This is a genomic window from Aliiglaciecola lipolytica E3 (assembly GCF_000314975.1).
In the GTDB taxonomy this organism is placed as follows: domain Bacteria; phylum Pseudomonadota; class Gammaproteobacteria; order Enterobacterales; family Alteromonadaceae; genus Aliiglaciecola; species Aliiglaciecola lipolytica.
On the sequence record NZ_BAEN01000018.1, the window covers coordinates 1 to 25,126 of the forward strand.

The following is a 25,126-nucleotide window of genomic DNA, read 5'->3' on the forward strand; positions in this document are numbered from 1 at the left end:
GTTTACTGCATCTTCTTGCGTACATCTGGTCACCCAAACTTGTTGATCCAATTCAAAAGTAAAATTTGGATGACTATCGTGAGGACGAGTGGAGTGAATTTTACGATAGTCAAAACTTCTATCAAAGCGATGCCAAGGATCTTTACCTTGTGTATTTAAAATTCGATTAATTTCGCCCGTATTCGGATCACAAAAAACAATATTATCCAGACCAGTTGAGGTAATGACCAACTCGTTATTAATATAAGCTACAGAATGTAAATTGTGAAAACATGGGTGAGAAATAATTTTAACCAGACTAAAATCTTCTAATCGATACAAATGGACTTCAGTGTCAGTAGGCAACCAAAGATGTTTATCTACAATACAGCCGCAAGTAAATTGCAAATTTGGATGCTCTGCTGGATAGTTATCTCCTGCTACATCTTTTTGAACCACTATTCGAAATGATTTAGTTAATATATCCAGCTCAATCAATCTAGCACTTTTATAATACTTACCTTCCCCTAATTCAAATCCATTGGGCCGCAAACAACCACCAGAGAGCAACAATTTGTTAGTCATTTTTAGCAGCACTCTTCACTATTTTGACACCCATTCTTTGCTCACCCCGATTGGATACCGAGTTGCGAAGCCGAACTTCTCTTCTTGCTACCGGCAGTAAAAGGCAGTACCGTTTTTTTAGCTATGTGTATATTAATGGCGCATACTAATCCTGCCATCGCGTACAACAAATCAAAATATGCCAAACTTACATTATTTCCAGTAATTCCATATCCAATCATAGCCAGTGTCAGGTTATTAGTTAGCGAAATTAACCACTTTTCATTATTTGCAATTGCCCATTTTCGATTTTTAAAATTAACCATTAAGGTTTGCCAAAGGATCATCATAAAAATAAATAGGCCTACAAATCCATGATCTCCTAATACCTGCATGTAAATATTGTGGGCAGCTTTGGGGCGCAACTCTGATGGTATGGACGGTGTATCAATGGGTCCAAAGCTATTTGTCATCGGCGCATAATATCCCCAAAGACTTCTATCTTTAACTGCATGAAACCCCCCGCCAGTGAGTGGATAATCTAGTGCTATCATCGTTGAAATTTTCCACGCCCACAAACGACCAATAAAAGAGCCATCTTCACTGGCTGCAGAGCTAACGGTATTCTGTCTTTCTTTCCATTCCCCTGGTGCAAAAGCAAAAAAAAGTGGAATTATAATGGCCGCTAAAATGCCGTAAACAACCTTGCGTTTTGAGGTCCACCAAAAAGCTGCACCTAAAATTAATAGCCCGATAAATCCACCGCGCGAATAAGTGCCGATGATTGCGAGAACATTTAGAACAAGCAACACATTTAACCCGCGTTTGATTGAAAAGTTTTTAGTTACACTAATCAGATAAAGGATCAAGGGGATACACATATTAATTGCAACTGCCAAATCATTGCGGTCTCTGATGATTCCGGCCTTTCCCGTAATACGGTGGCTTCCACCTGACAAAATGAATTTAACGGCTTCCATTGCTGCAAAAGATGAAATAGATAAGACAATCGCCCATACGATTGTATTGACATGTAACCTTTTAGTTATTGTGAGTGTAACAAAGAAAAATAAAAGCAATACTTTTGTAAATTGATTCCAATATTCCCATACAAATGCTGAATAAGATGTCTGATTCGCGATACTGGTGACAAGTGTCCAAAAACCGAAGAATAGTACCCAAAAACTTAATCCGCTAAACTTCCACTGTTTATATTTTTGTACAAAAAGATAAGAAAGAGCAGTAATTATTACAATTGCCAAGTTCAACCTAAAGCTCTGAGAAAACCCAAAAGCCCACTTTGCTGGTGCGGTTAGTGCGATCCAAACCCAAGCAGCTGTACCCAGGTAAGGCCGTTTAAAGCTGTAATAAATAGCAACGAATAAAAAACCGACGAGTAGCAGATCACGCATTAATCTTCATCCTGCATGCTTGACCACCAAAACATATAGCAGATCGCGCCAATATCAGCTAACAAATACAAACTATCTATCATGTTGTGCTTACCTTACTTATCACGTAGCGATACTTCCCTGATTTTTCGGGGGCGATTTCGGCTACAGATTCTACCGTAACAGATACTTCGGCTCCAAGTCTTGCTTGGAAACCAGTCATAATGGTGTCGCGCATTTGTTGATTAACTTCACCACTTTTAGACACGACTTGCACGTGAGTATGCTGTTTCGTTTCTTGGATAATTTTGAACGCTTCAACACTTTCCATGTCGCGTAAAATATATATCAGTGATAAACCATGTAATATAGTTCCATCCAATGCAACCACGAAATCGGTACTACGCCCTTCGATTGCCTCTAGCATTGGCAATCCACGACCACAGGCGCAGGTTTTATCAGACATCACTGCAATATCGCCAGTGCGATATCGAATAAATGGAAACTCCGAAGTGCCCATATGAGTTACGACGATCTCGCCAGACTGCCCCGGTGGCAATGGATTGCCTTGTGGATCGATAATTTCCACCACAATATCTTCATAGGATAAATGCATACCCCCTTGTGGACACTGATGTGCAATAAAGCCCGCGTCCCGACCACCGTAACCATTGGCGACAGGACAGCCAAAAGTCGCTTCAATATTGTCTCGTTGGTAGGGATAAAGACGTTCGGAGGTGACAAATGCCACTTTGATGCCCAAGTTATCCATTTGTATGCCGTGCTGTTTGGCAGTTTTGGCTAACAAATCAAACACAGAAGGATAACCAAATAGCATTTTTGGTTTCGTTTTTTGAATAGTGGACAAAAAAGACAACAGCTTTTGTTCGGTCATATCAAACGCAGGAATCAGTTCTGAGCGAAATAAACCGTCTCGAATCAAACGCACTTTATCTTGCGCCCCCAATTCTATTGGGGATCCCCAAGCAACTATCTCCTTATCGCCAATATCCACATCCCACCAACGTGTTGCCCGCCATTTTTCAGCGACATCGTGCGATACGCGCTCGTTACCCAACAAAAATATTAAAGGCTGCCCGCTAGAGCCGCCGGTATTAAACCTTGATAGAGACCCTGCGATATCGGATTTCAGTTTTTCAAAATTTGTAGAAATCGTGGTTTTATCTAAAAAAGGCAGCTTTGCTAAATCCTCAGAACAGGTAATATCCACAGGACTGAGATTGGCAGAGTCGAACATCTCACGGTAATAAGGAACGTGCTCATAAACCGTCTGAATAAATTTTTGTAGCCGTTTTGATTGATTTTGCTTTAGAACTGCTTTGCTAAACCACTGAGATTGTTCTAACGATTTTCGAATCTCTACTGTGTCATGTTTTTTGAGCTTTTCATGCAAGGGAAACAGCATACTTGAGACAATTTTCGTGTAAATACTAGACATTAACTACTGCTCCTTGAGGCCAAGCAAATCACGATAAATATCCATTAACTTTGCCATTCTCGTGTCCCAGTGATTCTCAGCAGCATAGGCAACTATTGCTTGCCTATCCCAGCTTTTGTTTAAACCATTTTTAAGTGATGCAAGTAATGCTTTGTGATCGTCAAACGGAAATATCTCACCAATAATAGGGCTATTAATCACTTCACTATTTCCCCCTACATCACTGGCGATGACTGGCGTTCCACAAGCCATACTTTCGAGAATCACGTTAGCCCAGCCTTCGTTGGCTGTAGAGAGAACGAAAACATCTGCGCTCGATAGCGGCGCACTAAGTTTTTTAGGAGGCAATGAACCTAAAAATCTAACATGCTCAGTCACACCAAGGGATTCTGCTTGTTCACGCAGTTGCGATTCAATATTCCCTTCTGCACTCGCCCCACCTACAATCAAATAGACTAGCTTAGGAAAGCTTTGCAACAATTCTGGAATACATGCTATGACCCTATGAAAACCTTTTCGTTTGACTAAGCCGCCCACGGTAATTAACACTTTGGCGTCCTCATCAATTCCCAATGTTTGCCTTGCATTTATAGGCGGGATAACTGAAAACTTTTGTGTATCGACACCATTTCCTACGACCGTAAATTTATGGCTATCTGCCCCAAGCGATACTGCTAATTTTTTTAACGACTCTGCTACGCAAATCATGTGATCAGCATCTCGCCAAGCCTGCAACATTTGTTTACGCTTAGCTGGATATTGACTATGAGATAACTCAGTTCCCCTTAGTGTAATAGTGACTTTTTTATCCATTTTACGCGCTACTTTAGTAGCGGCAAATCCATCTGGATAGGTAAAATGGCTATCGATTATATCGATATTTTCTCGCTGATTAATTTTGCGCAGCACCTTGTGGGCAGCACGAGCCATCATGATACCGTCTAATTTTCTAAAAAATTTGGGGAAAGATAAAAACCTAGGAAAGTGAACCGTGATCCCTTGTTGAATCTCTTCTTTTCCAGGCATTGGCCGATAGTTTGGTTTAAAAAACCTAATGAATCCTTGCCCAGGAAACCATGGTACAGGACTTACAACTTCAATATCCGCGAACTCTGCGACTCGAAACATACGTTCTCGTACAAATAAGCCCGACTGCTTACGCACAGAATTGGGAAACAATGAGCTGAGGACTGCAATTTTGAGGCGTTTCACAACTATATGCTCAGCAACGATTCGTAAATTGGCTGGTAATTTGCCACTGAGTTTTTCCAATTTCGAATTTGCGTTACAAAGTCTCGGCCATTTTCAATCATAGCCGGCCAAGACTCTCTGTTCGACAGCACACGCACAGCGGTATTGGCTAGTTCATCAATGTTACCACTTTCGAACAACCACCCCGTCTTACCATCTTCGATCAATTCTTTATGACCGCCGACGTCTGATGCCAACACTAACTTTCCTTGCGCCATAGCCTCCAACGGCTTTAATGGTGTCACCAGTTCAGTCAAACGCATTGGTTTTCTAGGATAAATAAGTAAATCTACCAAACTATAATACATGTCAACTTCAGCATGAGGCACCCTGCCCGGCATAATAACGTACTCTTCTAAGCCAAGTTGCTGAACCTGATCTTTTAAGTTTTTCTCCTGTGGACCGCCACCCACCAATAAAAAAACTACGTTGGGAATAGATTTTAATATTTGCGGTAATGCAGCCACGATAAGCTCTAACCCTTCGTAACCATAAAAAGAGCCTAAAAATCCGAGAACAATTTTTCCGTTCAAATTATATTGACTTTCGAGTGCTGAATTACGTTCGGTAATGATATTGAACTGTTCGATATTTACCGCATTTGGTATCACAGTTATTTTGTTGTCTGCAATTCCACGATTAAGTAGATCTTGTCTAAGGCCCTGACAAATCGTGGTCACTGCATCAGCCTGATTCACTACGTGGGTTTCCATCTTGCGAGTTAATCGATAACGCAAGTCGTCCTCTTTGCATGTCCCATGATCGACGGCAGCATCTTCCCAAAACGCTCTTATTTCATAAACCAGTGGCAAGCCAGTTTTTTTAGCTGCTTTGATGGCCGCCAAGCCATTTAGCGCCGGCGAATGAGCATGTAAAATATCGGGCTTTTCGATTTCTATCGCCGCTAAAATGCGATCTCTTAATGGGTTTACCAATGATAACTGATTAAGCACAGGAATTTTGCTAGCCAAGCCAGTTGGCGGCTCGGTACGATAAAACCGTAAGCCATCTACGTCTTCTATTTTAGCTTCGCACACACCTTGTTTAGCACTTGTGACATGGCATGTCTCCCAACCTCTTGCACGCTGCTGATTTAAAATAGAGCGGGTACGAAAAGTATAACCACTATGCAAGGGAATAGAGTGATCCAAAATATGCATTATTTTCACGAATTACGATGCCTTTTGTTGACGTAAAAATGACTCAAACATCATTAGTGTCCACAATGATGCGCTATTGTCGCGTCTGCCTGAAACGTGGTCATTTATGAGTCGCTGCAAATGTGATTTATTAAAATACCCCGATTCAGTCATTTGTTTGGATAAAACCCCTTCATATAAGCGTTCTTTAAGGGGTCCTCTAAACCAGTTAGCTAAGGGAACGGCAAACCCCATTTTCTTACGATATAACACATCGTGGGGTAAGTGAGGTTCCAAAGCTTTCTTAAAGGACAGTTTGCCAACGCCGTTGGCTAGGTTTTTATCGGAAGGAACTTTGAATGCCCACTCAACGAACTTGTGATCAATGATAGGGACACGTACTTCTAGAGAATGAGCCATTGATGCTCTATCTACTTTTGTTAAAATATCACCCACTAAGTAGGTTTTCATATCAATGTACTGAGCTATTTTAGTTTCATCTAGGTGTTTAACTTTGTCGCCGTACTTTTTAAATATCTCCAGAGAGCTATAACCATTTAAGCTCCGTTTATATTCATCGGAAAACAATTTAGCCCTATCGTCACTGCGAAAGATGCTCATGGTGTTGTGATAACCTTCAACCGTGTCCATTGCCATTGATTGAAAGGTAGTCTTAGCGCGAAAAATTCGCGGTGCCCAATCAATCTTAGGATACAGTTTCCCTAAAGGGCCAAAAACAGGTTTACGTAGGCCTAACGGTAACTTACTGCGAATACTCTCTTCCAATTTGTGCAATCTATATCGGCTATAACCGGCAAATAGCTCATCCCCGCCATCACCGGACAAAGCTACCGTGACGTGTTTTCTAGCAAGTTCACAAACTCGAAAAGTTGGGATAGCAGAGCTATCAGCATAGGGTTCATCGTATAAATTTGCCAGTTGATCAACTAGGTCGAAATCATCTTGGCTAACAACTTCTACACGGTGATTCGTTTGATATCGGTCAGCAACTGTTTGTGCATATTCGGTTTCATTGAACGCTTTGACATCAAAACCAATGGCACAGGTATTCACAGGGTCCGATTGCAGTTGAGACATCATCGCCACGACCGCACTAGAATCAACACCGCCAGATAAAAATGAACCAAGCGGCACATCCGCAACCATACGAATATCAACCGCTTCTTTTAAGCGTTCAATCAATTGTTCTTCAATTTCTTTTTGATCAAGCGGTTGTGCAAAATTAACTGGTACGTCCCAATACTCTTTAGCTTCAGGTAAGCCTTTATCAGCTTTATGCAACATTAGAGTGTGGCCAGGCGGCAGCTTAAACGCATTGTGATAAATAGTATGCGGCTCAGGTACGTAACCTAAACTAAAATAATCTTCAATTGTGGTGTTTCTAAGCTCTCGGTTAAATGCTGGGTGGGCTGTAATGACCTTAAGTTCCGAACCAAATATGAACTCACCACTGGGTAATAAGCTGTAAAAAAACGGTTTTATACCCAGGCGATCACGAGCAATAAACAAGCACTCTTTTTGTCTATCCCAAATCGCAAATGCAAACATGCCTCTTAACTTGTGGACGCATTCTTCCCCCCACTCTAACCAAGCATTCAGTATGGTTTCTGTATCACCATGGGTATTAAATGTATAACCTTTGGCAGAAAGCTCTTTATGCAGTTCTTTAAAGTTATATATTTCTCCGTTAAACACAACGCAAGCACGTTTATCCGCACTTAACATCGGTTGAGGACTACCTTCTAAATCAATAATAGATAAGCGTCTGTGCGCTAGCGCAACACCTGGGTCAAAAAAGTAATCTCCGGCATCAGGCCCGCGATGAATTTGTCTATCATTCATCTTTGCAATTAAATCTGCATCAATTTTAGTCTGGTCAGACAGATGAAAAATACCAGCTATTCCGCACATTTGTTAATCCTTAACCACTAAGGGCTTGATAAAGCTCATTATATTTTTTAACCATTGTATCTATACTAAAGTTTTTCACGCAATGGTTTCTTACGATTTGACTATTCTTTTGCTTAAGATCAGGCGAATTAACATATTGCCCCAACGAAGCAGTTAGTGCATCTATATTATTTACTTCTACCAAATGGGTTGGTTTTAATTCCGGTGCAATTAACTCAGGGTTGCCACCCACTTCTGTTGCAATTACCGGCAAGCCAGTTGCCATCGCTTCTAGAATGGTATTTGAAATACCTTCTGCCAGTGATGGTAAGACGAACACATCCATTAAATTCATTAGCTGCGCAACGTCTGATCTATTTCCAGCGAACCAAATTTGCGACGCTAATCCAGCTTGATGTGCGCGTTTATTCATTTTCTCCATTAACACGCCATCTCCCACCACAATGAGTCTCAATTTCGTTTTTTGTGCTGGATATCTCTCCGTTAACGCGATAAATGCTTCGAGCAGAAAAGGTTGATTTTTAACTTCTGCTAATCTTCCGACTGTACCGAATACCAACATATCTGCAACCGCAAAATGTTCTGGTAGCAACTGGTATGGCGGGTTTTGCGGCATAAATTTATTGACGTCAACACCATTGCAGATATGTTTTATATCGGTGCTTCTCACACCAATGGTATTTTTTAAATAATCAAATGCCTCGGTGGATAAAGCAACATACTTACGAATAAACATTTTCATAAATCGTCTTAGCATTTGATATTTTTTGTTTTGCCCGTGCATATCGTTGACATCCCAGCCATGTTCGCCGTGGATTCGATAAGGCACTCTGCACCACCAGCCAACTAGCTGTGTCTCTATGGTTGCGGTATTTCGAGTATGTAAAATATCGGGTTTGCTTTTTTTGATTAACTTACGCAGCTTAAAAAAGATACTGACGTCATTACCATCTTTCTTGGCCAAGTCGAAAAATTGCACATTGTCAGTGTGAATACGTTGACAGAATATCTCGGAATAGCCTTTTAAAGTTACAATTGTATGCTGATACTTTTGCGGATCTAATCGATTAATCAGGTTCACGACCCCATTTTCCAATCCACCCGTATCGAATCGGTAAATGATATGCATGATATGAATCTTTTTGAAATCCATGTCGATTTAGATCCTTAGTTTTGTTGGTTTTCGCTCAATAATATTGGTAAATCACGGTTGAAAATGTCCTGTGACATTTTTTCTAATTTCATTTGCGATTCTTCTGTTTTGTCCAATGGAACAGACAACATGAGCAAATAACCACTTTGCGGTTGTCCTAACAGAGCTTGTATCGCTTGAGCCAACTTAATCTCTAAAGATTTGTGTGTCACGCGCCAAGGAGTGACATAGGTATAACTTAGTAGACGTTTATTTCCATAATTATCAATAATTTGCAACGTCCGATATGTTTGATTCTTGTCTTCAGAAACAATCGACCACCTTTCAATGTTATATAATTTATTACGTCCATTAATAAGCTCTTGGCTTTGGATATTGGCATTGTAATAGGCGATGTAAAACTCTACTCCTTGATGAACGCCTCGGGAAATAGAGGTTGGATTATGAAATACCGGTAACCAAGTTGCGTTATCAGACACTTCTTCAAATCCAAAGGACTGTGCAAAATCAGGATTTACCGAACTGACAGGGTTTTCAAAAACAGATTTATAACTCAGGCCTAGCGCAATAATTATCACTAAAGCACTTAGAGGTTTAACAAGAGCTGAGAGATTAGCAGGTGGTCCCGTAGGGTTATCTAATGCTTCTTTTTTCGGCAATGGATCTGCCCATCGTCCACCCACGGTGAACATAATTAAAATGACCACGCCAAAAAATAACCATCCATAGATTAGGTGATCGACGCCCGTTGCATATTTCATATCGGATAAATGCGCAATCATGACTATGCCATAGGCTCTAATACCGTTGGCTAACAGCGGCAATACAATAGAAAACAAAATAAAAATGACACGCTTTTGGAGGCTGTTATAGTTCAAATAAGCAAACAAGGTCCCCAGCGTAAATGAGGCGATAAGATACCTAATCCCAGAACACGCGACCGCCACTTCGAACAAACCACCAGGGATGGCAATGTACAAGCCTTCTCGAAATACGGGAATACCTGTTAATTGAATAGCGAATACAGTGATATCTGCTGTTAACTCCTGCAACTGCGGAATTAAAAACTCCCCTGCCGGTACACTGAATAGCCAGAAAAAAGAAGTGAAAAGTAATATGCGCGCTATTTGGTTCCCCATAACGCACCAAATCATCATAGGTAACATTACAAAACAGGCTAACTGTTCAATAACAAGCACCTGTGCCATGCTGCCAAATAACCAAACAAATAAAGTGCCAACTACAAAAACCAAAGATAGGTAAGAAGGTTGTAAAGTTGCATTATTTAACTTTGTCCATTTTAACTTAATCAAATAAATACATATGGGCAGTATGATAAAGCAATGGGTGAAAGTTTCAGAGCGCAACCAAATAGCAACCGTGGACTCAATAGTCGAATAAAAAACACCGGCCCAAACAAGAAATATCGCCACCAAGTATTTAAAGATACTGCTTTTCCAAAATGTCATAATTCAACCTTAAATAGTTCAGGTAACTTGCCCATAGTGGCAGTCCACTGTAAATTTTCCATAATCCAATGACGGTTCTCAGGTGCATTGTCAGGTGCTTTCAGATATTGGCAAACATAGTCACAAAAATTTTCTGCATCGTCTGTCACTTGAATATGGCTCGTTTTTGCAGCAATACCTTCAATAGCCATACTAGTTGCCACAACCGGCTTTTCCATAGCCAACGCTTCAAGCACTTTATTTTGAATGCCCCGAGCAATCTGCAAAGGTGCAACTGACACCTTTGCATCGCGTATATAGGGCCTAACATCTTTTACTCTGCCAGTGACAACTATGCCATCGATGTTGTTTAACGCTCTCACTTCTGCACTGGGATTCCCCCCCACCACATAAAAATTGACGGTTGGAAATCGTTTTCTAATTTTCGGCCAAACATTTTTCACAAACCATATTACCGCATCTACATTCGCCCAATAATCCATCGCGCCAGTAAATACCACATCAATATTTTCTGCGACATTTTCTAACTTGTTTTGTGACGAAAAGAAATCCACATCCACACCGTTTAGCAAACCTCGGACTTTTGCATGTTGACTTACAGGTAGTTGCTGTTTAAACAACTCGGATTCGGGTTCAGAGACAAATAAAGCATGTTGAGAGCGCCGTGTCACTTGATTTTCATAAGCTTGCAGCTTTTTATGCTCTCGACTATACACCCATTTAGCGATACCTGATTTACTCTCTGCATATTGTCGCCACTTGTCAGAATCGACATCGACAAAATCCACCACTTGGTGGATTGCCCCTTGATGGGTTGCAGTAAACATGGCCATTACAGATGAATACACAAAAACCTGCTTAATATGCATGTTTTGCACGGTTTCGTTTACCCAACTTTGCATCTTACGGCTTGCGTAATATTGCTCCGAGATGGATTTACCCGTTAAAAATGCAGTTAATCCTTTAATTTTTGACCATTTTTTATTTTGATTAATTAAGAATACTTGTTTGCAATAAGCATCTAATTTGGATGCAAATTGCCAGTCGTATGGGTCGTCAACAAAGCTGCCAAGGTAGATATCAAAATGTTCACTCAATACTTTTAGCATATTAAATGAACGAATTTTGTCACCTTTGTTCGGGGGGAATGGAATCCGGTGACACAAAAACAGCAGTGGCGGCTTCTTCATAACGCGCTATCCCAAGTATTTGGATAGAAATGGTCCAATACGTCGACTCAACCAAACAGGCAGCTTTTGCCACATTTTGATAAAGAATTGATATTTTGGATTATTCGGGCTCAAATTCGGCAACGCCTCAGCTTTTACTAAATGAAATTGATAATGCAATGCGACTGGTTCCATACCCCATGTTCGCTTGTATTTGAATGCTCCTGATTCATCTTTGCTTCGACCAAAATCAAAAAAGTTACAATTCTTCGATTCCAGTGCGTGGCACATCAATTGATAATACATAAAGTCATTACTTTTTAATGCTCTGGCATCAAACAAACCACCACCATAGAATGGCAAGACTTGTTTCTTATAGTAAAAACTCAAAACTGAGGAAACGGCTTTTTGGTCTTTTTCTACCGTTAGCACATCACATTTTTCACCGAATTCTTGTTGCAGTGCAGCAAAGTATTTTTGCGGAAAGACTGGCGTCCCAAGGTTACGTACACTCTCTGAATATACGTCATAGGCAGTTTTAGTATCGTGATCAACGCGAAAGCTCAGGTCATTTTTTAGTGAATGACGAACCACAGCTCGTTGTTTTTTCTTTATCCCGGCCAAAATATTTTCGGGTGAATCAGCCAGCTCCCAGCCAAAAGACGAATGAGCACATTTTTCAGTTAAGTCCGGGTTTGTTCGTGCAAACGGGTAGCGCATTTCTAGATAATCAACGCCCAGTTTGTGAGCCAACTCAATAGCATGTTTTTCTAAAAACAACGTCGCGCTTTCAGAGTTCGCAGCAACACCACCATAAACGCAAAATGGCGTAGAGATAAGAGCATGACCAAATAACCTACTTTTTTGTTCAACTAGCGGTAACACGCCAACGATGTTGTTGTTTGATGTAGCGTAAATATAATGACAAGAGTGACCATAAACGGTTTCAATAACACGCTTCCAACCAGTTAAGTGGAAAAAAGTGCCAGTATCAATACTATCTACAAAATCATCCCATTGTTGCGATTCTTGTTTACTGTCACCTAACTTACGCAGTTGGTAGTTGTCCGTCACCTAAGCTACTCCATACACATCTTTCATCGTAGACCAATTGAAATCGGCCAATAAACGTACTAACTTTCCTTCGGTTTTATCCAAATTAATATAATGTCTAAATCGGGACTTTAACGGAGCGTTAGTTAATCTTGGTTGATCACCATCAATTTCCCAAGGGTGGAAATAAAAAGAATAAGGCTGCTTCTCTTGCTTTAGATAACGATTAACTAACATTTGCGTCATTTTGTATGGATAGAGCCGGAAATACCCGCCGCCGCCGATAGGGATCTGCTTTCCCATTATCTTTAAAGTCGGAATCGGTATTTCAATAATATTTTCCGGACGCTGATAAGCAAATCGCGGCCAATCGGGTGTGCCATATAAATCGTGTTTTACCGGGTAAGTACTTGAGCTATATTTAAAGCCCAACTCTGCAAGCACTTCAAATGCCCACTCATTGTCATAACCGATGGAAAAACTCGGCGCGCGATATCCAGTCAAAGGTTCACCAATTAAATCTTCTAAATGGTTTTTCGACCGCGTAATATCAGCTGTTAGCTCTTCTCGCGTTTGTTGATAAGCCCTTCTGTGAGCATAACCATGGCTAGCTATCTCGTGACCTTGAGCATGAATATCTTTGATTAACTGAGGGTAAAGTTCAGCCACCCAACCGAGAACAAAAAAAGTCGATTTGACGTCAGCTTTTGCAAATACATCAAGCAACCTACGGGTATTAGCATCAACTCTGGGTTTGTATTGATCCCAATCCTCTGGTTTGATGATGGAATCAAAAGCTGATACGTGAAAAAAATCTTCCACATCTACCGTCATTGCGTTAAGAGCCGTGTTTTTTACCACTTCATCGTCCCTTTCCAAACAGCACTACTTCCACTGTTCGAATAAAAATAAGCATATCTAACAATAAACTTTGATGTTTTACGTAATATAAATCAAATTTCAACTTTTCCATTGAATCTTCGACACTTGCACCGTAAGGATAATTGAGTTGAGCCCAACCCGCCAGCCCTGGTTTAACGTTATGGCGCTGATTGTAATATGGAATTTCTCTAATTAGTTGCTCAACAAACTCGGGGCGTTCAGGGCGAGGACCAATAAATGCCATTTCACCTCTGAGCACGTTCATCAATTGCGGAAGTTCGTCGATACGATATTTCCGGATAAAATGACCAATTCGCGTTACCCTGTTATCATTTTGTGATGCCCACTTCGCACCATCTTTTTCGGCATCTGGGCGCATACTTCGAAATTTTATTATCTTAAATAGTTTACCATTTAAGCCAACTCGTTCTTGTTTATAAAAAACTGAAGTTCCTGTTCGTCTACCATCATCTAAATAGATAATAACTGCCGTCAACAACATAAATGGCCATGTAAAAAACATAACGAAAAGAGCAACACATGCATTAATGCCGTATTCTAAAATGTCTCGTAAATAGTTTTGAGAATTGAAACCATTGGAATAAACAACCCAACTTGGGTACATTAAATTTACGACTATTTGGCCAGTTTCCCGTTCCATAAAATCAAGTAAATCGGTTATTTCCACGCCACGCAGTCGACAATCAAATAATACTTCAATCGGCAACGTGCCTCTGCGTTGGTCACAAGCAATAATAATTTCATCAATTTCGTTGTCGATGACGTAATTTCGGAAATTATCATCGATTTTCACATGCACCAATCGTTCATTACGAATGCCATCCTCACGATTATCCCCTGGAATGGGTATAAAACCGAGCAACTCAAAGCCTAAACGATCTACGTCTCGACGCATTCTTTTTTCGATTATTGATGCTCTTTCCCCAGCTCCAATAACGACGATACGTGTACGTCCAAGACCTAAAAGACCAAGACGATTCGTAAAATAACGGAAAGTAACCAATGACAGAATGACTACGCCTGCCGCTACGGGCAAGAAGTAGGCATGCATTCGCAGTTCTTCCATAAAAGTACTGGTGATAACTTCAACCACAAAATAGGTCAGCGCTAAACTAACGAAAATGCGTCTGATGATACCGCGAAAGGTTTCACGCAATTTGGCTTCGTATAATCCAACTGATAAAGAAGAGACTAAAACCAAAAACGTCATTAAAGAAATATTTGCTGCTAACTTTAAAAAGCTGGGTGAATCAACTTCTAAAAAACTTACAACTAAAAAGTTTGCTAAGTACGCAGAATAGGAAACAATCACTGCTTCTGCGAGAACTAGAGCATTGGACCTTTTATTTTGTTTATTGTTGGTCGCCGCCATTAGCGCTTACCTATGGATTTTTTTGACAAATTTATCATATGCTAAACGAATTATTTGAGATAGACTAACTTTTCTGGTCAGCCATTATAGAGATAATAACGCTCGGGTAAATGGCTGATTTGCTACATTTGTTTCTGTTTGGATAGGAAAGACATAATATGAAAGCAAGTAGAATAGCTCAGTTACTGATTGCAGTGGCTGCATTTACAGCACTAAATGCATGCACCAGTTCAGGTAATTCGTTGCCTCAAGCAACAACTAGAGCTTCATTAACCACCAATATCGATGATTATGTATATTTGATTGGCCCAGGAGATAACCTTTCAATATTTGTTTGGCGTAATCCAGACGTTTCAGGATCGTTTCTTGTTCGACCAGATGGGATGATCACAACGTCATTGGTTGAAGACATACCGGTTTCAGGCAAAACACCTACCGCACTGGCTCGTGATTTAGAGCAAGAGCTAGGAAAATATATTCGCGATCCTATTGTCACTGTGAGTGTTAGTGGCTTCAATGGCCCTTTCAGTGAGCAGGTTCGTGTAATAGGTGAAGCCTCTTCGCCAAGAGCCATCAGCTACGCTGAAGATATGACACTACTCGATCTAATGATCCAAGTTGGCGGGCTAACTGAATTTGCAGACGGTGATGGAGCAAAACTAATTCGAGTAGTAGATGGTGTACAAAAGGAATACTCAGTGAAATTGGATTCACTAGTGAAAGAAGGGAATATTGTAGACAATGTAGATATCCTTCCCGGCGACATTCTAATTATTCCAGAAGCTTGGTTCTAGGCTTTTTGTAATTGGCAATAATTGATAATTTAAAGGTTAAAAAGACTTATCTATGTTAGGAATTCAGGAAGCGATAGACCAAGTCCTTACTTATGTTAAGGGCGTTTGGATAAAGAAACGCTACATTATTATTTCAACTTGGTTGATTTGTCCTATTGGTTGGGCATATGTAGCTAGTTTACCAGATCAATATGCCTCCTCAGCGAGATTGTTTGTTGATACCAGTAGCCTTTTGCGCCCTCTTTTAAGAGGTTTAGCGGTTTACAATAATCCGAGTGAACAGGTTAATTTAGTTGCGAGAACATTACTCAGCCGACCCAATTTAGAAAAAATTGCACGAGAGGCTGATCTGGATATCACCGTCACAACTCAAGCTCAGATGGATGATTTGATCAATAATATGAGAAAAGATATCAAGCTCAACACCACATCTGAGCAAAATATCTATAATATTCGATACAATTCCCCATCACCTGAGTTAGCACAAAAAATAGTCCAGATTACCTTAAATGAATTCGTAGAAAACTCGTTAGGTAATAATCGTCAAAGCAGTGATTCAGCGGAAGAATTCATAAATCGACAAATCGAAGAATATGAACAACGATTAGAGGAAGCAGAGCAGAGGCTTGCTGAGTTCAAAGTAAATCGAATTGATCGCGCTCCAGGAACAACACGTGACTACAATTCCCAATTGCAACGACAAATTAGTGAATTGCAGTCCACAGAACTTAGAATATTAGAATTAACCTCACAACTCAATGCTGCTAAGGCACAGATGCAAGGCGAAGCGCCTGTTTTTGGCTTAGCCGCACCTGATTCAAGAGTTGCTCCTTCGATTAGTACGAAATACGATGCAAGAATAGAATCTCTTGAAAACCAATTAAATAATTTACTTATTCAGTATACAGATGCCCATCCCGAAGTTAAAAACACGCAAAACTTGCTTGAAAAACTTTATGATGATCGCGAGGATCACATAAAAGGATTAACAGATGTGGCAGAAGAAACCGGCTCTTACAGCCAATTCGGTAATATTAATCAAAACCCTGTATATCAAGAGTTAAAATTATCTGTTGCGCAGTATGAGGGGCAACTCGCTCAATTAAGTGTTCGCGCTGAGCAGACTAAAGCTAAAATATTTGAATTAGAAAAAATAGTTGACCTCGTACCGCAAATAGAAGCTGAAGCACAAGGTTTAAACCGCGATTATCAAATCACTAAAGAAAAGTATCTCGAGCTAATTAGTCGACGTGAACAAGCTGAGCTTTCGAGAAAAGCGGAGGCCACCTCTGATGATGTGCAATTTAGAGTAATCGATCCGCCTACGTTACCAACTAAGCCGTCAGGTCCAAATAGAATTTTGTTTTACACCATGATTTTATTTGCTGGTTTCGGTGCAGGGCTTGGAATAGCATTTTTACTGAGTCAAGTTAACCCAGTTGTACTGAGCCCTAGCCAATTGGTAAGTAATTTCGGTATTCCGGTGTTTGGAAAGGTTTCCCATATTGACGCTAAAGCAATTGCGAAAGTTGAGCGGCGTAGAATGTTACTATTTAGTGCTTCGAGTCTGGCAATATTATTGATTTTCATTGGACTAGTTTATGCCGATATCGCATACGGCAGATTGCCTATTTACCTTTTGGGGAACTTAATATGAGCACAATAGAAAAGGCACTTCAAAAGAATAAAGCGCTAAAAAAAGAAACATCAGATAAGTCTACGTTAGAAGCAGCGCAGGAAAAAGCTCAACAGATTGCGGCTGACAACGAGAATAATAGTACGAGTAACGCTAAACAGGTTGACCAAGCACCTTCTGCTAAAAACGAATATGTTCAAGATAATGTTATTGTCCAGCAAGATTCGACAACTGAAGAAAGTGAGACAAGCTTTTATTCAAATAATATGTCTAAAGAAAAGTTCATTCCATTGACTCATATTCAAAAAGAAGGGTTTGTTTCTAATATTGGACGTCACACCATTAATGAAGAATATCGTGCGATAAAGCGCAAAGTATTGAGCAATGCATTTGGTCCATTATCGAAAACATTGACCAATGCAAACATCGTTATGGTGACCAGCCCAAACCCTAATGAAGGTAAAACTTTTACCGCTATCAACTTAGCGTTGAGCATTGCACTAGAACAAGATAAAACGGTACTACTTGTAGATGCTGATGTACTTAGACCTAGCGTGATGAAAACCATTGATCAACCTTTTGAAAGTGGCTTAATGGAATATTTGTTAGGTGAAGTGGATGATTTAGGTGATGTTATTCACCACACAAGTCTAGATACTTTGAGGATAATACCTGCCGGTAAATCGCATCACCTTTCAACAGAGTTGTTAGCTAGTGAAAAAATGCTTGAGTCGGTAAGTGAGTTTGCCAACCGATACCCTGACCGAGTGGTTATTATTGATAGTCCTCCATTATTAGGCATAAATGAAACGGCAATTCTTGCAAATTTAGCAGGGCAAGCTGTTGTCGTTGTTCAGGAAGGGAAAACGTCGCTAAATCGTTTATCTCAAGCTGTTGATCATCTGAATCCAGATATGGCAAAAGGGTTTGTAATAAACAAGGCTAAGAAGAGCGCTTCAGATAGCGCAGGTTATTATGGCTATTACTACGGTCATGATGAATAAGCAGTGGGTTTAAGAAGCGTGAGTTTAAAAAATTTTACTTTAATTGTATTCGCAATGTTGCCTTTGTCTACGATGGTAAATGCTAAATTGCGTACAACTGCAGCTATCGATACTTCGTATAATAATAATAGTGTCCAAGGAGATGACTTTGGGGAACGAGATTCGTCTTCATTAGTCATACAACCTCGCGTCGGTTTGATTTTAGAAACTCAAAAGCTTCAAGCATTTTTAAATGTTAACCACAGATACATTGAAGATAGTTCGTCTATAGAAACTAATGAGGGAATTGGGCGTAATAATAAAAGTAGTCTAACGAATTATAGCTATAAAGTAGAAGTAGTAGCAGTACCAGATATACTTAATTTAAGTGCTAGAGGGAATCAATCTTATCGAGACGTCGACATAACTAATGCTCTGATCAGTAATGAAGACTTCAGTAACAGCCAACTCGCTAAAACCAAGACTGATGCTTTAGGTTTTGATCTAACGCTTGACCAAAGTAATTTTATGGGCTTACAAGTTAATGGCGATTCCACCAGTGTAACAAGTGACGAATCTTTCTTCTTGGAAAATGGTCTAGACAGCCAAAATGATAGTCTTAATGCGTATTTTTATTCGGGACCAAATCTCAAATCTATTAGTTGGAACGTTAACGGTAATTACAATAAAACCCAAGGACGTGCGTCAAATGACATCGAATCGAGAATGGTTAATGGGAATTTATACATAGGATTATTTAGTAATTTTCGCTTAGTTGGCACAGCCAATAGTGAGAGCAATATTATAACTTCGACATCAGAGTCAGAAGGACAAGAAGAACTTAAATATGATAGCTATGGAGCTGGTCTATCTTGGTTCCGCTCTGCCGAACAATTTATAGATGTAACCTATAATATTTCCTCTCGACAAGATCAAGAAAGAGATAAATTTTTAGGAACTCGATTTATTTGGCGCTTTTCTCCTCGAACAAGAATTTCAGGAGAATATGGTAGGCGGTTTTATGGTGAAAGCGGGCAATTTGCTATCAGTTATAATATGCGTAAATTACGACTTGATGCTTCTTATACTGAAGCGTTAACAACCTTTTCAAGGTTAGTCGCGGGGGAAACAATTAACGGAATATTCGTTTGTCCAATTGGTGCTACTTCGATTATTGAATGCTACCTACCTGATTCAATTAACTATGAACTTCAGCCCGGTGAGCAATTTACAAATTTAAGTTTAAATTTAGCGGAGCTTAGTGAAGAATCGACATTAAGGAAAAGTTTCCAAACGAGTGTTGGTTACGACTTTCGTAAATTCAGTGTCGCACTAACCGCACAAAGTAGTGATTTCGAATATGTCCAAACTTCACGTAAGCAGAATGACTTTAATACTTTCCTTTCTTTAAATCTCGAGGTTAGCAAAAAATCAAGTGTGAATTGGACAAATGCATATGGAAAATCAACCAGAAACATTAGCGACGAAACTCAAAGTATCGATGATAGAACTTTGTCTAGTACCTTGACGTATAAGCACACACTTAACAGGCATGCTAAAGTTTTTCTAAGCTATCAAATAACAGATAAAGATTCCCCAATTGAAAACAGAGATTTTACATCTAGAAGGTTAACACTAAGATATTCTTTTACATTCCTATAAACAATAAAATATTTAGTTCACTGACGCATTATAAAAAAACTAAGCATCGCAATGCTAAAGACTATTAGAAGCATCTCCTTGTTATACTTACCTGGGAAGTACGCTTTGCGCCTATTTCTAAGGTGTTCGCCAAACCTTTGATTGTCACCAGTAGTTTTCAATGGTCTCATATCTCACCCACTCAATTTACGGTAAATTATATACTCACAAATTATTAGAGAGACTAACGACCCATTAGTTCATTATTTAAACAATTTATTTATATAATCTGATTTTAGGACAATTTAATCGCCGAAAATTTTCTTTTTTAGCAAAGTAATTATCGGCGATTAGTCACTCAAACTTTAGACAATTCGTTTTTAATTTCAATCAATTAATTAAAAATAAAGGTCTAGTTTTTAATCATCAGATTTGAGGCGTACATAGGTTTTGTACTTTTTCTTGAGTAGGTTATCAATGTAGCGAGTGAGTTTTATCTTGTGGCTGATTGCATTATCTAAGGCGTCAGTTAATTCATTTAGCATGGTTTTATAATACTGAACATCTTTAACTCTACCATCAGGTGTCAGCTCAGACATGATTTCCGCACCACCACTTATTTGCGGAGCTTGGCTTTTTGATTCCGGTTGAGGTTGACCTGCTGCAGGCAACGGCGTTTCGCCAGTACCTTCTTCGGGACGAAACATTTCATCTGAAACTTCAGCAGTAACGGTGTCCACTGATGACTCATCTAGAACGGTGAGTTCTTCTAAAAATCCGTATAATAAAATTCTGTCCATTAAGGTGTTTATTCTGCGTGGTACACCATTGGTAAATTGGTATATTTTATCAAATGCACCGTCTACGAATAAGTTTTCGTTTTGCAAGCCAGCTTGTTTGAGACGATATTCTATATATTCCCTACACTCTGGGGCAGTTAAAGGCGCAAGGTGACATGAGGCAACAATACGCTGACGAAACTGCTCCATATTGGGTGCTCTTAAGATGGGTTGTAACTCTTCTTGTCCCAATAAGAAGCTTTGCAATAAGGGTTTACCTTGCTGTTGAAAGTTTGACAGCATCCTCAACTCTTCGATCGTTTCTAGCGGTAAGTTCTGCGCTTCATCAACAATCAATAGCGCCCGTTTACCTAAACCATGTAAATCAAAAAGATATTTTTCTAAGTCTTTAAGAATATCAGCTTTAGTTTTATTTAAGGTATCTACTTCAAACTTGCTTGCAACCATCTTCACCAGCTCGTCGGGAGAAAGCTTCGGGGTAACAATTTGCGCCGCGACGATATCATCTTCAATATTATTTAGAAGACTGTTAGCAATCGTTGTTTTTCCTGTTCCAATGTCGCCAGTTATAACAATAAACCCTTCAGCCTGAGACAATCCATATTGCAGATAAGACATTGCTCTTTTATGCCATTTACTGGCAAAAAAGAAACTTGGATCAGGTGTAAGTTGGAAAGGTTTTGACGTTAATCCATAATAGTTTTCATACATAGCGCAAAATCACCCGAGATACTGATTACTTGTGAGTTGCGTAGCTTAGCGGGGAGCGTAGGCCGGCGCAAATTTTTTATACAAAATAAACTAGCTTAGTGTTAAGCAAATAGACGAATCAATTATCCGTTGACTGAACGATAGTCTTGATAATACTGGTAGTTGAAACGCCGTCTTCAAAATTAAGCACCTTAACTTCTCCGCCATTCGCCAAAACTTGTTTACCACCGGCGATTTCAGATACTTTATAATCTCCACCTTTAACTAAAACGTCTGGTAGCAACTCGCTAATTAAGCGTTCAGGCGTATCTTCGTGAAATTCAACGACCCAATACACCGAAGCTAATCCAGCTAAAACGGACATACGTCGACTGACATTATTAACCGGCCTGCCTGGTCCTTTTAATTCTCGCACTGACTGATCTGAATTAACCGCTACAATCAATTTATCACCCAGTTTTGCCGCATTTTCCAAATAGGAAACGTGACCTGCATGAAGGATATCAAAACAGCCATTAGTCATCACAATTTTGTTACCGCTACGCTTAGCGCTTTGCACAGCAATAGATAGTTGTTGCTGGGTCATTACACCACGACCATAATGTTCGACTTTTTCCACTGCGTGACGAAGCTCAGAACTGCTTACCGTGGAGGTACCTAGTTTACCCACCACAATACTTGCCGCGGTATTGGCCAAAAAGCTTGCTTCAGAAAAACTGCACCCCGCGGCAATTGCAACGGATAACGTTGAAATGACAGTATCCCCTGCACCGGTAACATCGTACACCTCTTTGGCCTTAGCTGGGAAATGCACTTCATCCTGTGCGTTTTGCAATAGGGTCATACCTTGTTCGGAACGCGTCAATAAGAAGGCGTCTAATTCTAACGTAGTGATTAACTGCTGTGCTTTTTGCACTAATTCACTTTCATCTTTGCACTGCCCTACTATCGTTTCGAATTCACCTAAGTTTGGTGTGAGTAAGGTTGCGCCTCGATACTTATCAAAGTCATCACCTTTAGGATCGACAACCACAGGAATTTGATGCTGCTTGGCTAGTTGGATTAATTGCTGAACGCCACTTAACGCACCTTTTGCGTAATCAGATAAAATCACTAAATCGGCATGTTCAAGATGTTGTATAAAGCGCTCATGCAGCTGAGTTTTATCGACATCGGCAAAGCTTTTTTCGAAATCAAGACGAATAAGCTGTTGATTACGACTAAGAATACGCAGTTTGGTGATGGTATCGAAATTTGCTATTTCGCAAAAATCACACATCACACCTAAGGAATTTAATGACCGCTGTAGAATTCCTGCTGATTCGTCTTGACCTGTCATTCCTAGTAAAGTTACTTTAGCGCCTAATGCCGCCACATTCATAGCTACGTTTGCCGCCCCACCTGGCCGGTCTTCGATATCCCGTATAGCTACCACAGGCACCGGTGCCTCAGGAGAAATACGCCCAGTAGGACCGGTCCAGTAGCGATCGAGCATTACATCGCCAACAACAAGGATTCGACAATCAGAAAATTCAGGTAACAGCATAAAACCATTCCGTAACAAAGAAATAATGACCTGAATTATACTTAACTAAAAAGGAAAAGCTTTACTCTAAATAACAAAATAGTAAATAGCGAAATAATGACAAGCACACCCAGCGATAACAAAGAGGTGCCAAATGGCATGTGTGAACGCAAGATGCTTTTTAACGTAAAAAATAACACCTATGCTGAAAAACAAGCCACCAGCAAGCAATAATAACAGCCCCTGCCCCGCAACCGACTGATACAAAGGATATATTAAAATGACTGCAAGCCAGCCCATCACTAAATAGGTAATAACCGATACTTTAGGGAATCTATGTCTGACAAAACACTTGAAAACCACGCCAAAAATCGCGATCGACCAAATGACTGAAATAGAAGTCCACCCTATCCAGCCTCCTATGCTGACCGCCAGAAATGGCGTATACGTGCCGGCAATGAGCAAGTAGATTGCACTGTGATCTAATAGTTTAAACCATTGCTTGGCTTGATTTCCGGTCACCCAATGATAAATTGTCGAAGACAAAAACATAATCGTAAGGCTTGCACCATAAATTGCAGAAGAGGTAATCGAAACTGCAGTGTCACTTCTTATAATTAAATATACCAAGCCAACGATAGCGAAAATCAAGCCGATACCATGGCTAACAACGTTCATCACTTCCTCTTTAAATGAATATGCTTGATTTGAGGTATTGACCAACGGTGTGGTTTCCACAATTTTCTCCAAGTCGCTCACAATAGTTTGATTAGATTGTATCCACTCAGCGTACACTTGTACACTGAATTATTTTTTATCTAACGGGATAAGGATTTTCAAGAGGTAAAATTGGTATACTAATGTAACTTTATTCCTTTCATAAGCATCTTTTCTAAATTAAACAGCAAAGGCCGCAGTAGTGACAAAAAAAGCGTGGACTATTTACATAATTGAAAACAAGTTAGGCATGAACTATTGTGGGATTTGTACAAATTTATCGAGACGATTTTACGAACACGCCAGTAATTCTAAACTATGCGCCAAAGCACTCAGAGGTAAAGGACCTTTAACACTAAAATATGCAACTGAGGTTGACAGTCACTCAAATGCACTAAAAACTGAATTGTGGCTGAAAAAACAAACAAAAGCGTCAAAATTAAAGATTATAGCTGGCACTTTGCCGCTGCCACTAGAAAACAACACGTTTGAACAAGCTCAACTCGATTTGATTCAATTTGAAGTACACAACAAAATACAAAACAACAAAACTTAACTTTTTCATCTGCTATTCAAGCTAAGAAAACAACCCACTTACAATTAACGCTATCCCAACACTTAATACCATTTCGATACTGGCTAACCCGACATTATGCTGCTGTTCGACTTCTTGAGCCAAATTCAATCCAATTAATACCACTTTTTTAGCTAGAATAACCAATATAACCAATATAAGTGATAAAGCCATTCCAACGATTAACCAGCCAGTTAAATTACTGACATACCCCACTGGATTATAAGTTAACAACCCATTGGCCGCGGAAACCACAATTGCAGTGCCTAATAAGTTTCCAGAGTGTTGAATAGCGACCGCTAATTGACCTTTGCTAATCGTCTGCTGAAAAGTACTGCTTTGGTTATTGATGATAAAACGACGCTCATAAATACGAGTCCTTATCAACAGTATGGCTTGCGTGACTACAAACCCAGATAAAATCGCAAACAAAGCATTCCAGTCGGCTCCGTCAACCCAGAGCATAACACTACTTACAATTAGCGCCGTTGAGACAGAGCTTGCGGAATCTATAACACCGATACTGGTATTACGTTTTTTGATCATGTCTTCTTTGTCAATTCGATTGAGAATGATTTTGTCGTGCAATATACGTCCGATTTTTATAAGTAAAATCCCGACTAATCCAAACAGCAACATGCTCAGTGCAGCGCCTAAATAACCGTTGTTATCTGAACTGGCCGCAGCGGCAGATAACACGATACAAAGCGCTAGCATGCGACCAGCAACGCTGATCCCAAAAGCAAAATTATCGTTAGAACCAAGCTCTTGAGATGTGCTAACGGCAGCCATTTTTCCTGACATCAGCCGTAAGGTAAATAGCAAACAAATTGCAACAGCAATATCGATTCCAAGATAAATCCAAACCCCAGAGGATAAGGGCACCAAATTAACTAAATCTTGCATCATAA

21 protein-coding genes are annotated in these 25,126 nt (G+C 39.9%); 5 read left to right on the plus strand and 16 right to left on the minus strand.

Annotated features, from left to right (window positions below):
• The 12 genes from GLIP_RS03210 to GLIP_RS03265 all read right to left on the minus strand — a co-directional run.
• Positions 1 to 564: hypothetical protein (locus GLIP_RS03210; protein WP_040521754.1), on the minus strand; the 564-nt coding region annotated here is incomplete at its 3' end.
• Between the two features lie 41 nt (positions 565 to 605).
• Complete coding sequence (locus tag GLIP_RS03215; RefSeq protein ID WP_008843130.1) at positions 606 to 1,955, minus strand: putative O-glycosylation ligase, exosortase A system-associated; 1,350 nt, start codon at positions 1,953 to 1,955, stop codon at positions 606 to 608.
• A gap of 79 nt (positions 1,956 to 2,034) precedes the next feature.
• Positions 2,035 to 3,393, minus strand: a complete 1,359-nt coding sequence (locus GLIP_RS22115) for a phenylacetate--CoA ligase family protein (RefSeq protein WP_008843131.1) — start codon at positions 3,391 to 3,393, stop codon at positions 2,035 to 2,037.
• 3 nt (positions 3,394 to 3,396) lie between these two features.
• Positions 3,397 to 4,605 (minus strand): glycosyltransferase, encoded by a 1,209-nt coding sequence (locus GLIP_RS22120; protein WP_226992171.1) that lies wholly within the window; start codon positions 4,603 to 4,605, stop codon positions 3,397 to 3,399.
• A gap of 2 nt (positions 4,606 to 4,607) precedes the next feature.
• Positions 4,608 to 5,804, minus strand: a complete 1,197-nt coding sequence (locus GLIP_RS03230; RefSeq protein ID WP_226992174.1) for a TIGR04063 family PEP-CTERM/XrtA system glycosyltransferase — start codon at positions 5,802 to 5,804, stop codon at positions 4,608 to 4,610.
• 12 nt (positions 5,805 to 5,816) lie between these two features.
• Positions 5,817 to 7,715 (minus strand): XrtA/PEP-CTERM system amidotransferase, encoded by a 1,899-nt coding sequence (locus tag GLIP_RS03235; RefSeq protein WP_008843134.1) that lies wholly within the window; start codon positions 7,713 to 7,715, stop codon positions 5,817 to 5,819.
• Positions 7,716 to 7,725: 10 nt separating this feature from the next.
• Positions 7,726 to 8,868 (minus strand): TIGR03088 family PEP-CTERM/XrtA system glycosyltransferase, encoded by a 1,143-nt coding sequence (locus GLIP_RS03240; protein ID WP_008843135.1) that lies wholly within the window; start codon positions 8,866 to 8,868, stop codon positions 7,726 to 7,728.
• Between the two features lie 14 nt (positions 8,869 to 8,882).
• Positions 8,883 to 10,337: an exosortase A gene (xrtA, locus tag GLIP_RS03245; protein WP_008843136.1), complete on the minus strand. Its 1,455-nt coding sequence runs from the start codon at positions 10,335 to 10,337 to the stop codon at positions 8,883 to 8,885.
• Positions 10,334 to 11,527: a TIGR03087 family PEP-CTERM/XrtA system glycosyltransferase gene (locus GLIP_RS03250; protein ID WP_008843137.1), complete on the minus strand. Its 1,194-nt coding sequence runs from the start codon at positions 11,525 to 11,527 to the stop codon at positions 10,334 to 10,336. Before GLIP_RS03250 ends, xrtA begins: the two co-directional genes overlap by 4 nt.
• Positions 11,528 to 11,533: 6 nt before the next feature.
• On the minus strand, positions 11,534 to 12,580 hold the full coding sequence (locus tag GLIP_RS03255) for a FemAB family XrtA/PEP-CTERM system-associated protein (RefSeq protein ID WP_008843138.1): 1,047 nt from the start codon (positions 12,578 to 12,580) through the stop codon (positions 11,534 to 11,536).
• Positions 12,581 to 13,393 carry an XrtA system polysaccharide deacetylase gene (locus tag GLIP_RS03260; RefSeq protein ID WP_040521773.1) on the minus strand — a complete coding sequence of 271 codons (813 nt, stop codon included), beginning with the start codon at positions 13,391 to 13,393 and terminating at the stop codon, positions 12,581 to 12,583. It lies immediately after the preceding gene.
• 28 nt (positions 13,394 to 13,421) lie between these two features.
• Positions 13,422 to 14,834 (minus strand): TIGR03013 family XrtA/PEP-CTERM system glycosyltransferase, encoded by a 1,413-nt coding sequence (locus GLIP_RS03265; protein ID WP_008843140.1) that lies wholly within the window; start codon positions 14,832 to 14,834, stop codon positions 13,422 to 13,424.
• Positions 14,835 to 14,992: 158 nt separating this feature from the next.
• Here GLIP_RS03265 and GLIP_RS03270 point away from each other — a divergent pair, with 158 nt between their 5' ends.
• From GLIP_RS03270 to GLIP_RS03285, 4 genes are read left to right on the plus strand one after another with little or no spacing between them, the layout of a single operon-like run.
• Positions 14,993 to 15,628: an XrtA/PEP-CTERM system exopolysaccharide export protein gene (locus tag GLIP_RS03270; RefSeq protein ID WP_008843141.1), complete on the plus strand. Its 636-nt coding sequence runs from the start codon at positions 14,993 to 14,995 to the stop codon at positions 15,626 to 15,628.
• Between the two features lie 52 nt (positions 15,629 to 15,680).
• Positions 15,681 to 17,285: an XrtA system polysaccharide chain length determinant gene (locus tag GLIP_RS03275; protein WP_008843142.1), complete on the plus strand. Its 1,605-nt coding sequence runs from the start codon at positions 15,681 to 15,683 to the stop codon at positions 17,283 to 17,285.
• Positions 17,282 to 18,268, plus strand: a complete 987-nt coding sequence (locus tag GLIP_RS03280) for an XrtA-associated tyrosine autokinase (RefSeq protein ID WP_008843143.1) — start codon at positions 17,282 to 17,284, stop codon at positions 18,266 to 18,268. Before GLIP_RS03275 ends, GLIP_RS03280 begins: the two co-directional genes overlap by 4 nt.
• 18 nt (positions 18,269 to 18,286) lie before the next feature.
• Positions 18,287 to 19,909, plus strand: a complete 1,623-nt coding sequence (locus GLIP_RS03285) for a porin family protein (protein WP_153886257.1) — start codon at positions 18,287 to 18,289, stop codon at positions 19,907 to 19,909.
• Positions 19,910 to 20,307: 398 nt separating this feature from the next.
• Here the strand turns inward: GLIP_RS03285 and GLIP_RS03290 are convergent, their stop codons facing one another.
• The 3 genes from GLIP_RS03290 to trhA all read right to left on the minus strand — a co-directional run bounded on the left by GLIP_RS03290 (position 20,308) and on the right by trhA (position 23,662).
• A complete protein-coding gene (locus GLIP_RS03290; RefSeq protein ID WP_008843145.1) occupies positions 20,308 to 21,399 on the minus strand; it encodes an XrtA/PEP-CTERM system-associated ATPase in 1,092 nt (363 codons plus the stop codon).
• Between the two features lie 118 nt (positions 21,400 to 21,517).
• A complete protein-coding gene (gene hldE / locus GLIP_RS03295; protein WP_008843146.1) occupies positions 21,518 to 22,945 on the minus strand; it encodes a bifunctional D-glycero-beta-D-manno-heptose-7-phosphate kinase/D-glycero-beta-D-manno-heptose 1-phosphate adenylyltransferase HldE in 1,428 nt (475 codons plus the stop codon).
• A 66-nt stretch (positions 22,946 to 23,011) separates the two neighbouring features.
• Positions 23,012 to 23,662, minus strand: coding sequence for a PAQR family membrane homeostasis protein TrhA (gene trhA, locus GLIP_RS03300; RefSeq protein WP_008843147.1), 651 nt, complete (start codon positions 23,660 to 23,662; stop codon positions 23,012 to 23,014).
• Positions 23,663 to 23,843: 181 nt separating this feature from the next.
• Between trhA and GLIP_RS03305 the strand changes: the two genes are divergently transcribed.
• Positions 23,844 to 24,197, plus strand: a complete 354-nt coding sequence (locus GLIP_RS03305; protein WP_226992172.1) for a GIY-YIG nuclease family protein — start codon at positions 23,844 to 23,846, stop codon at positions 24,195 to 24,197.
• Between the two features lie 21 nt (positions 24,198 to 24,218).
• Here the strand turns inward: GLIP_RS03305 and GLIP_RS03310 are convergent, their stop codons facing one another.
• Positions 24,219 to 25,121: a DUF350 domain-containing protein gene (locus GLIP_RS03310; RefSeq protein WP_040521775.1), complete on the minus strand. Its 903-nt coding sequence runs from the start codon at positions 25,119 to 25,121 to the stop codon at positions 24,219 to 24,221.
• Between the last annotated feature and the right edge of the window lie 5 nt (positions 25,122 to 25,126).